Origin of the sequence: Frankia sp. AiPa1 (genome assembly GCF_023243075.1) — a bacterium.
In the GTDB taxonomy this organism is placed as follows: domain Bacteria; phylum Actinomycetota; class Actinomycetes; order Frankiales; family Frankiaceae; genus Frankia.
Window position 1 is genome coordinate 19,572 of the sequence record NZ_JALKFZ020000144.1, and the last position, 9,098, is coordinate 28,669.

The following is a 9,098-nucleotide window of genomic DNA, read 5'->3' on the forward strand; positions in this document are numbered from 1 at the left end:
GCGGGGGTGCCGGGTGTGGCCGGCCAGGGGTCAGGCGGGATGAGTGGGAGAGCGGATGCGCAGGGTGCGAGGCGGCCGGCGGGACGGCGGGCCGGCCGAGGACGCCGGCCTGGCCCAGCCAGGCATGCCGGATCCGACGGGCGGCATGCCTGGCTCGACCGGCGGCTATCCGGGTTCGACGGGCGCCATGCCGGGTTCGACGGGTGGCGCGCCGGGTACGGCGTCGGCGTCCGCGTGGGACGGGCCGGACGCGTCCGGCGGGTCCGGCGGGTCGCCGTCCGCAGGAGGGTCCGGCGCGCTGGGGGTTCGGGTCGGGGCGGGCGGGTTCGCGACCATCGCCGCGGCGCTGCGAGCCGTGTCGGATGGCGGCTCGGTGTCCATCGCGCCGGGACGCTATGCGGAGCGGCTGGTGCTCGACCGGGACGTGTACCTGGTCGCCGCGGCCGGGCCCGGCACGGTCTGGCTGTCGGGCGACGCCCCGGTGATCGTGCGGGCCGCGGTGTCGATGCGCGGGCTCGGGCTGGTCGGTGCCGATCCCGCCGAGGCTGTCCTGGTCGTGGTCGCGGGCGTGGTCAACCTGGCCGACTGCGCCCTGGTCGGTGGCCGGGTCGAGATCACCGGTGGGTCCGCGCACCTGCGTACCTGCCGGCTTTCCGGCGCTTCCCTGGCCGGGCTGCACGTGCTTGGCGAGGGTGTCGCCTCGCTCGAGGGCTGCGTGATCGAGGCCGTCGCCGGCACGGGGGTGGTCGCCGCCGGGGCCGCCGTGCTTGACCTGGTCAGTACGCGGATCAGCCGGGTCACCGGCTCGGGCCTGCGGCTGCGGTCCCGCGCGACGCTGCGGGCCCGGGACTGCGAGATCAGCCAGGTCGACCGCAGTGGCCTCCTGGTCGAACAGGAGGCCACCGCGGATCTCGCCGACTGCCTGTTCTGGTACCCCGGCGGCGAGGGGGTCCGCATCCTGGGCGCTGCCGTGCCTCCCGACACCGGGACTCCGTCCGCTGTCGAGATGCCGTCCGCCGTCGCGCCTCCGTCCGCCGTCGAGATGCCGTCTGTCGTCGGGACGCCGTCTGTCGTCGTCGGGACGCCGCCTGTCGCCAGGACGCCGTCCGTCGTCGAGATGCGGCCTGGCATTGGCGACGAGACGGCCGGTGTGGGCGCGGGCGATGCGGACGCCGTCGATGGCCGGCCGGACCCCGGCGCCGGGGAGCCGAGCGCCGGGGAGCCGGGCACCGGGCAGGGGAATACCGCGGAGCGGGACACCGCGAAGCCGGAGGCTGCCCGCGTCCGCCTGGCGGCGTGCGAGATCGTCCGCGCCGGTACCGACGGGCTGCTGGTCGAGGGCGGCTCCGGCGTGGTGTTGCGCGGATGCCGGATCCGGCGGTCCGGCCAGGCCGGTGTGGTGGCCCTCGGCGACGCCGACGTGCGTATCGAGGACTGCGAGATCGACGCCGCCGGTACGAGCGGTCTGGTCGCCCGCGGCGGCGCCCGGCTGCGTGGCACCGGCGGGGCGGTGCGCGGGAGTACGGCGAACGGGGTGTTCGTGACCGATGCCGCGCGGACCGAGCTGACCGGTCTCGCCGTTGAGAACAGTGGGTACAGCAACGTCCACATCGGCGCGGACGCGCACGCCGCGCTGTCCGGGGGCTGGCTGCGCGGAACTCCCGAACACGGCCTGCACGTCGCGGGTGCGGCGGTCGCGCGGCTGTCCTCGCTGATCGTCGATGGCAGTGGGATGTCGGGCATCCAGGTGGACGGCACGGCGTCGCTCGTCGCCGACGGGTGCGCGATCGAGCATGGTGCCACCGGGCTCTCGGTGGCCACCGGGTCGTCCGCGCGGTGGGTGGACGGTCAGATCACCGGCACCGGCGGGGTCGGCGTCCAGATCGCCGCGGGTGCGCAGGTGAGCCTGCGGGCCTGCCGGATCGACCGGACCGGGACGGCCGGGGTGGTGCTGGCCCGCGACGCGCGGGCCAGCTTCGACGACTGTGAGATCGCGAACGCCGGTGGCTCGGCTCTGGTGGTGTGGACCGGAGCGGACCCGCAGGTCCGCGCCACGAAGCTGCGCCGGCCGGCGAAGAACGGGCTGTTCGTCGGAGACGGCGGGGCCGGAACGTTCACCGACTGTGAGATCTCCGGCGCCGAGTTCCCGGCCGTGCATGTGGGTGCGGGCGCCCGGCCACGGCTGGTCGGCTGCCGGGTCCTGGACTGTGAGACGGATCTGAGCCTCGCCGACAGCGCCGAGCCGGAGTTCGACCGTTGCGAGGCCGTCGGCGTGCGCGACCCGCACCTGCCACGCCGCCCCGACGCCGGCCGTGGCCCGGGCCGGCCGGCAGCCCCGTACGGGCCCGACGAAGGCGGCGGTCACGGCGGCGGTGGCCGCGGCGGCGGGCAGCGCAAGGCCGGTCACGGCGCGGGATCCGAGGAGGGCGAACATCCGGCGCAGAGCCTGGAGGAGCTGCTCGCCGAGCTCGCCGAGCTGGTCGGGCTGGACCGGGTCAAGCAGGATGTCGGTGCCCAGGTCAAGCTCATGCGGATGGTCCGGCGCCGACAGGAGGCCGGTTTTCCCGCGCCGCCGCTGAGTCGGCACCTGGTGTTCGCCGGTAATCCGGGGACCGGGAAGACGACGGTGGCGCGGCTCTACGGACGGCTTCTCGCCGCGCTCGGTGTCCTCGAACGCGGCCATCTCGTCGAGGCCGACCGTTCGACGATGGTCGGCGAGTACGTGGGCCACACCGCGCCGAAGACCCAGGCGGTCTTCCAGCGGGCGCTCGGCGGCGTGCTGTTCGTCGACGAGGCGTACTCCCTCGTCCCAGCGCATCTCGGCAGTGACTTCGGCCAGGAGGCGATCGCCACCCTGGTCAAGCTGATGGAGGACCACCGCGACCGGGTCGTGGTGATCGTGGCCGGCTATCCGGCGGAGATGGCCCGGTTCGTCACGTCCAATCCCGGTCTTGCCTCCCGGTTCTCCCGGGTCATCACCTTCGAGGACTACACCGCCGCGGAGCTCACCCAGATCGTGGCCACGCAGTGCCGTGAGCACCGGTACGAGCTGCCCGATCCGACTGTCCTGGCCCTCGACGCCTATTTCACGGCGCTTCCCCGCGGTCGCGGCTTCGGCAACGGTCGGCTGGCTCGGCAGCTGTTCCAGCGGATGACGGAGAACCAGGCCCAGCGGGTCGCCGAGCTTGCCGAACCGACCACGGATGATCTGCTGCGGCTCGATCCGGCGGATCTCCCCGCGGCCGACGTCGGGCAGTGAGCCGGCGGCCGCCGATCGGGACCGTTCGGCGGCGAGTGCCTGAACGGGAACCGTCCACCTGGTGTGGAGACGACGAACTGAAGGGGGCATTTATCTGACTTAGTAGATAAATTGCGACAATCGCGTATTCTTCCGCTGTGTCGCGGGCCGGGCGCGTCGCGCGGTCAAGGTCGGTTCCGAGGAGGTTCCGCGGATGGCGGACCCGCTCGCCCGTGGGTCGCCGGTCGGCGCGCAGGCCGGCGCCGTCGTCCGGACGCTCTTTGACGAATGCGCCGCCGATCTGCTGCGCTACGCCCGGCGGATCAGCCCTGACGACGCGGGCCGCGCCGAGGACCTGGTGCAGGAGACGTTTCTGCGGGCGTGGCGGCACCGCGACGAGCTCGCTGCCCACAGCAATGCACGCGCCTGGCTGTTCCGAGTGGCGCGCAACCTCGCCGTCGACTGGCACCGCCGGCAGGCGGCCCGTCCCGCCGAACGGAGCCTGCTGGCCGCCGACGACGCGCTGCTGGCCGCCACCCCGGCGGCGCAGGCGGCGGAAGCTCTGAACGCCGTGCTGCTGCGGGTGGAGCTGGTCCGGGCGTTGCGGGCGCTGTCCGACGTACACCGCGCGACCCTTGTCCACCTGCACTACCTCGACCGCACCCAGCTCGAAACCGCCGGCCTGCTGGACGTCCCGCTCGGCACGGTCAAGTCCCGCCGTCACGTCGCCGTGCGGGAGCTGCGCGGGCAGCTCGGCCGGCGGGGCATCCACGGCGCCTGACGGGTGAACGGTGACCGAGACCGAGGCCGTGGTCGAGGTCGTGCGGGCAGGCGGTCGACGCGCGGTGGCGGTCGGGCAACGGCGGTGAAATCCACCGGCCGTACTGTGACCAGAACACGGTCCCTGTGGACGGCACACGCCGGGCCGTACGGCGTCCAGGGCGGCGAACAGAGGTGGAGACTGTGACCATGGATGGCGACGGGCCCGCGCAGTTCTCCGAGTTCGGGGTGTTTCCGCTCGATCCGGCCGAGCCGGATCCGATGCAGGTCCCAGGCTTCGAGAAGTTCTACCGGCGGTACGGGTTCGTGCTGCTGCGCGGGCTGCTGTCGGACGCGCTGGTCGACCAGATCGAGACCGAGTGCGTCCAGGCACAGCGTGCGGTGCTCCAGGGGGCGGTCTCCGAACGGTATGGCTCCACCCAGTACCTGGACGCGCGTTTCGCGGAGGCGGGGACTCCGAACGACTCGTCGGCGGGGTCTTCGTCGGCGGGGTCAGAGCCGTACGTGAACTACGTCGAGCACGTCGAGGAGCTCTCGCCGGCGGTGAAGACGGCCGCGTCACATCCGTCGCTGGTCAGAGCCCTGCGGGGGCTGCTCGGTAGTGAGGTCTGGACGCTCGGTGAGGCCGGTTCCGGGGTGGTCTACCAGGACGCCCGGCCGGGCCGTGAGTCGGGCTACACCCGCATCGGCTGGCATTCTGACTGGCAGGCGATGCCGAGCCTGGACGTCTGGCCGGGCGCCGCGTTCACCATCCACGTGGACGCGACGAGCCCCGCCAACGGATTCCTGCGGGTCGTGCCCGGTTCGCATCAGTGGGCGACCCCGCCGCCCTACCGCAACATCAACAACGCGCCGGTGCCGGACGACGCCCGTCCATCCGGGGGGTACACCGACACCCCGCCGCCGTTCCCGATGCCGCTGGGTTTCGAGAAGGTCCCCGGCGAGATCGCGCTCTACGCCGAGCGCGGCGACGTCCTGCTGCATGACGCCTACCTGTGGCACTCCGCCGCCCGCGCCACCGACGACGCCACCCTGCGCCGCCACGTTCGCTCCGGCTACTACGCCGGCGACCGCGCCAGCTACCGCGAGCAGTTCGTCAAGAACGCCGCCCGCTGACGACCGGGCCCCGCACCAGCTCCAGGGCGCGACGCAGTTCCGCGTTCTCTCGGCTGAGGCGACGAATCTCGGCCTGGTGGCGGCGTAGTTCCACATAGCCGCGAACACCCTGGGTAGCTGGACCGTCCCCGCGGGTCTACTCGTACACCGGCACGCTGGCCGTCGGCCGGACCCTCACCACCCTGACGCCACCCGGCGCGACCACCACGCCCGCCGGAGTGTTCGGCCCCGGTTGGACGTCGAACATTCCTGGCCCGGCGTCGGGCTCGGCGAACCGGATTTTGACTGACAGCACCGACTCCGGCGGCTACGTCACCCTGACGTCGGCGGAAGGCGCGCCTGCGGTCTACACCAGGGTGGGCTCCGGCAGTTATCCGTACCGCTATGCCGGCGTCGCCGACACCGCCGCGGACGGGTCGACGCTCACCAAGGATTCCGCGACCCAGTTCACCCTCGCCGAGGTCGACGGCACCCGCACGACCTGGAACTCGGCGACGGTCGGCGGCTCGACGATCTGGGTCGACGACCGGGTGGTGGAACCCGGCAACGCGAACACCTCCACGTTCACCGTGGACGCCCAGGGTCGCACGACGCGGATTCTGGCGCCTGTACCCGCCGGAGTGAACTGCTCAGGAGCCCTCGGCGCAGGCTGCCGGGCCCTGACGATCAGCTACGCGACGTCCACCACCGCCACGGCCGACGGCGGGGACCCGGCGACGTGGGGTGACTACACCGGGCGGATCAGCTCGATCTCGATGTCGCTGAACGGGGCGGCGCCGGTCGAGGTCGCCCGGTACTGACGACCTCCGCGTACGACGGAAGTTCCGACACCGACACCCGCAAGACGACCAACGGTTACGAGGCGAAAACCGGCGGCGACGCCGCCACCTCCGGCTGGACGCTGCGCCGGCCGACCACCGTCGCGACCTGGATGGGCGGTGGGCGCAGCCGAGCTCGGGTAATCCGCTGCCGGTCAGTACGTACACGTACAACAACCTGAACGAGCCCCTGACCGAGGTTGAGACGGTCAACTCGACGACCCGAACGGCCACCACCGGCTACGACGCCGCAGGCCGAAAGACGTCGCTCGCCGTCGCGGTCAGCCCCGTCGCCGATGGGGGAGCCGCTGTCCCGAACGCGACGTTCGGCTACAGCGCTGACAACGGCCTGCCGACCACCACGACCGCGGGTGGGATCACCCTGACCACCGGCTACGACACCTGGGGCCAGGTGTCCTCGCAGACCGACGCCGACGGCAACACCGCCACCACCACGTTCGACGCCGACGGCCAGCCGGCGAGTGTCAGCGACGGCAAGGGCGTCTACGCCTACACGTTCGACAGCGCGACCGAGCATCGCGGACTGGTCACCTCGCTGAACATCGGGGCCGGTTCAGCCCCGTCCACGTTCACCGCGACCTACAACGGTGACGGCAAGCTCGCGACGCAGACCTATCCGAACGGTCTTGTCGCGACCAGCCAGTACGACAACACCGCCCGCCCAACCGCACTCACCTACGCCAAGAGCGGTACGACGTGGCTCGGCTACAGCGAGATCGACAACATCAACGGCCAGGGCCGGATCGTCGGTACTCCGAATCAGGGCATCGAGTATCTCTACGATCTCTCCGGCCGGCTTTCCCTCGCCCGGGACGTCCGCGCCGCAAGCGGCACCCAGACCTGCACCTCACGGCGCTACGTCTATGACGCCGACTCCAACCGCTCCCAGGAGATCTCCTATCCCGACGCCGGCACGAACAGCCCCGGCGCCACCTGCAGCACCTCGACCACGCCGACCTACACCCTGAACCACAGCTACGACCAGGCCGACCGGCTCACCGACACCGGGTACGTCTACGACCTGTTCGGCCGCACCACCACCGTCCCGGCCGCGGACGCCGGCGGCACCGCGCTGACCGTGGGCTACGCCGCGGACGACATGGTCGCCTCCGAAACCCAGGGCTCGACCACCCGCACTTACACCCTCGACCCGACCCGCCGGATCCGCTCGTGGACGCAGGGCTCGTCGACCTCGACGAACCACTACACATCCGGGACCGACGACAGCCCCGCCTGGATCGGCGTCACGGGCGGCGCCTGGATCCGCAATATTCACGGGATCGGCAGTGACCTCGCCGCTGTCCAGGACGACACCGGCACCGTGGTCCTGCAGCTCGCCGATATCCACGGCGACATAGTCGCCACCGCCCCAGACACCACCAGCGCCACCTCGACCAGCTCGTTCCAGGAGACCAACGAGTTCGGCAAGCCCTATGACCCCGCCACCGCCTACCCGCGGTACGGCTGGCTCGGCGCCAAACAGCGCTCCCGCGACACCCTCGCCGGCGTCATCCTCATGGGCGCCCGCCTCTACAATCCCAGCACCGGCCGCTTCCTCCAGACCGACCCCGTCCCCGGCGGCTCCGACAACCCCTACGACTACGCCCACCAAGATCCCTACAATTCTTATGACCTCGACGGAAAATGCAGTTGCGGAAATAGCAAAACAATCCTAATTGGTACTCCGAAGGAGCAGGCTTGGAACTATCGGAGCAGTCATCCTCCGAAGACGCGTTGGTGGGTTCTTAGGATCAACAATTGGTCGCTGGCTGCGAATATGGCGTGGCTGAAGAGCGGCCTGAGGCAAGGATTTGGGGTTTGGGCGCTGGCGGATCCGCATCGAACGTACCCTGCGGGCAGTATATTTCGGGCGGAATTGGAATATTTGGCTGCACGTGGGTATAAATGGAGAAGGCAGGGTGATCATTGGGTTGGTTATATTCCTCCGAAATTGAATGCTATTCAAAGATACTTTGTTTGCGGTATTTTCTGTATCTGACGTCCAAGCGATCTTTAGTGGCGAAAAGGTCTTCGTGTGAAACTTGATGATGTTCCGGCAAACGGTGACTTAATCGCGTACAGGAAACGAAATGCGAAGAGGCCCAACCCTGAAGGGGACATGGAGCTTGATGGCTGGCGACTAAACGCTCACCCGGACTTGGTTGAGCGTCTTGGTGAAATTGCTCTAGACTCGAAAGACATAGTGCCCGTCTATGGCATTCCTGTCATAGTTTCAAGAGGAATCGCCGCAGTTGTAGCTACTGGAACCGATTGGTTGATTTTTCGTCTTCCGGGAGCCCCTGCTGGCATTGTTCCGATATCTCCAATCCCGTCCCTAAAGAATAGTCGGGGGTGGTACAGTGTCGACGGATGGCAGCGGGGGGTTCCTGGGGATGTTGCGCTGCGCAACCTGCGTAGTCTGGTGCGGGATGCGATGGTTTACGCCGCAGGCTTGGCCTAATCTCTCCGGTCTACCTAAAGTCTGAAGCTTTATCGGTAAGTCCTGATTTGAGCTGATCCGCACGCCATCATCCCTGTCTTGGTGGGCGTCCTGGCGGGACTCGGAGGTCAAAAGAGCGCGGGGCGCGGGCGCCGGACGGTCAATCGCGACTGGCCGCGGCATCAACGTTTCTCGGCTGGATACCAACGGGTCGGCTTTACCGGGAGTCGGTGAAGGGCACCGGCCCTGCCCACGGAAAGATTGGAGTTACCACACAACAAAAATCCTGAAGAGGGCAGGGGCCGGTGCGCTGCCAGTCTACCGTGGGTCTGTCCGCGGACGAGATCACCGAGATCGTGGGCCGGGTCGAGCGGATCCTCGCGTTCCGTCGCGCTGGCCGGCCGCCGCTGATGGTCCTCGCCGAACAGGTCGAGATGCCGCTCCTCTCTCCGACCCCGTGCCCAGCGCCCGCCACGACCGCGAAGCGATCACCGAGTGCGGCTGGGGGCCGGTGAACATTCACCAAACCAGGTAAATGTTTACCTTTGCACGCCGGCACGCCGACGAGATCATAGAGGCAACAAGGAGATCACTGTTGCTGTAGTACTAGGGTAACTGGTCAGGTCTCGTAGATCGTTTGTTTTTCGTTTCCCGGCTGGTTGGGACGTTGTGATGGCCAGGCTGT

At 69.3% G+C, this 9,098-nt stretch carries 5 protein-coding genes; all 5 read left to right on the plus strand.

Annotation, left to right across the window (positions count from 1 at the left end; translation table 11 throughout):
- Nucleotides 1-55 precede the first annotated feature (55 nt).
- The 5 genes from MXD95_RS16560 (at nt 56) to MXD95_RS16580 (ending at nt 7,972) form a co-directional block, all read left to right on the plus strand.
- Nucleotides 56-3,259: a right-handed parallel beta-helix repeat-containing protein gene (locus MXD95_RS16560; RefSeq protein WP_250641540.1), complete on the plus strand. Its 3,204-nt coding sequence runs from the start codon at nt 56-58 to the stop codon at nt 3,257-3,259.
- A gap of 193 nt (nt 3,260-3,452) precedes the next feature.
- Nucleotides 3,453-4,019 (plus strand): sigma-70 family RNA polymerase sigma factor, encoded by a 567-nt coding sequence (locus MXD95_RS16565; RefSeq protein ID WP_250641541.1) that lies wholly within the window; start codon nt 3,453-3,455, stop codon nt 4,017-4,019.
- A 188-nt stretch (nt 4,020-4,207) separates the two neighbouring features.
- Nucleotides 4,208-5,134, plus strand: coding sequence for a phytanoyl-CoA dioxygenase family protein (locus tag MXD95_RS16570; protein WP_374122053.1), 927 nt, complete (start codon nt 4,208-4,210; stop codon nt 5,132-5,134).
- Between the two features lie 281 nt (nt 5,135-5,415).
- A complete protein-coding gene (locus tag MXD95_RS16575) occupies nt 5,416-5,934 on the plus strand; it encodes a hypothetical protein (RefSeq protein ID WP_250641542.1) in 519 nt (172 codons plus the stop codon).
- A 430-nt stretch (nt 5,935-6,364) separates the two neighbouring features.
- The gene (locus tag MXD95_RS16580) at nt 6,365-7,972 is read left to right on the plus strand and encodes an RHS repeat-associated core domain-containing protein (protein WP_250641543.1); all 1,608 of its coding nucleotides are present in this window, start codon (nt 6,365-6,367) and stop codon (nt 7,970-7,972) included.
- Nucleotides 7,973-9,098: the final 1,126 nt, after the last annotated feature.

Coding starts and splice junctions, on each gene's coding strand:
- MXD95_RS16560 (WP_250641540.1), top strand. CDS start 56: ATGCGCAGGGTGCGAGGCGGCCGGCGGGACGGCGGGCCGGCCGAGGAC.
- MXD95_RS16565 (WP_250641541.1), top strand. CDS start 3,453: ATGGCGGACCCGCTCGCCCGTGGGTCGCCGGTCGGCGCGCAGGCCGGC.
- MXD95_RS16570 (WP_374122053.1), top strand. CDS start 4,208: ATGGATGGCGACGGGCCCGCGCAGTTCTCCGAGTTCGGGGTGTTTCCG.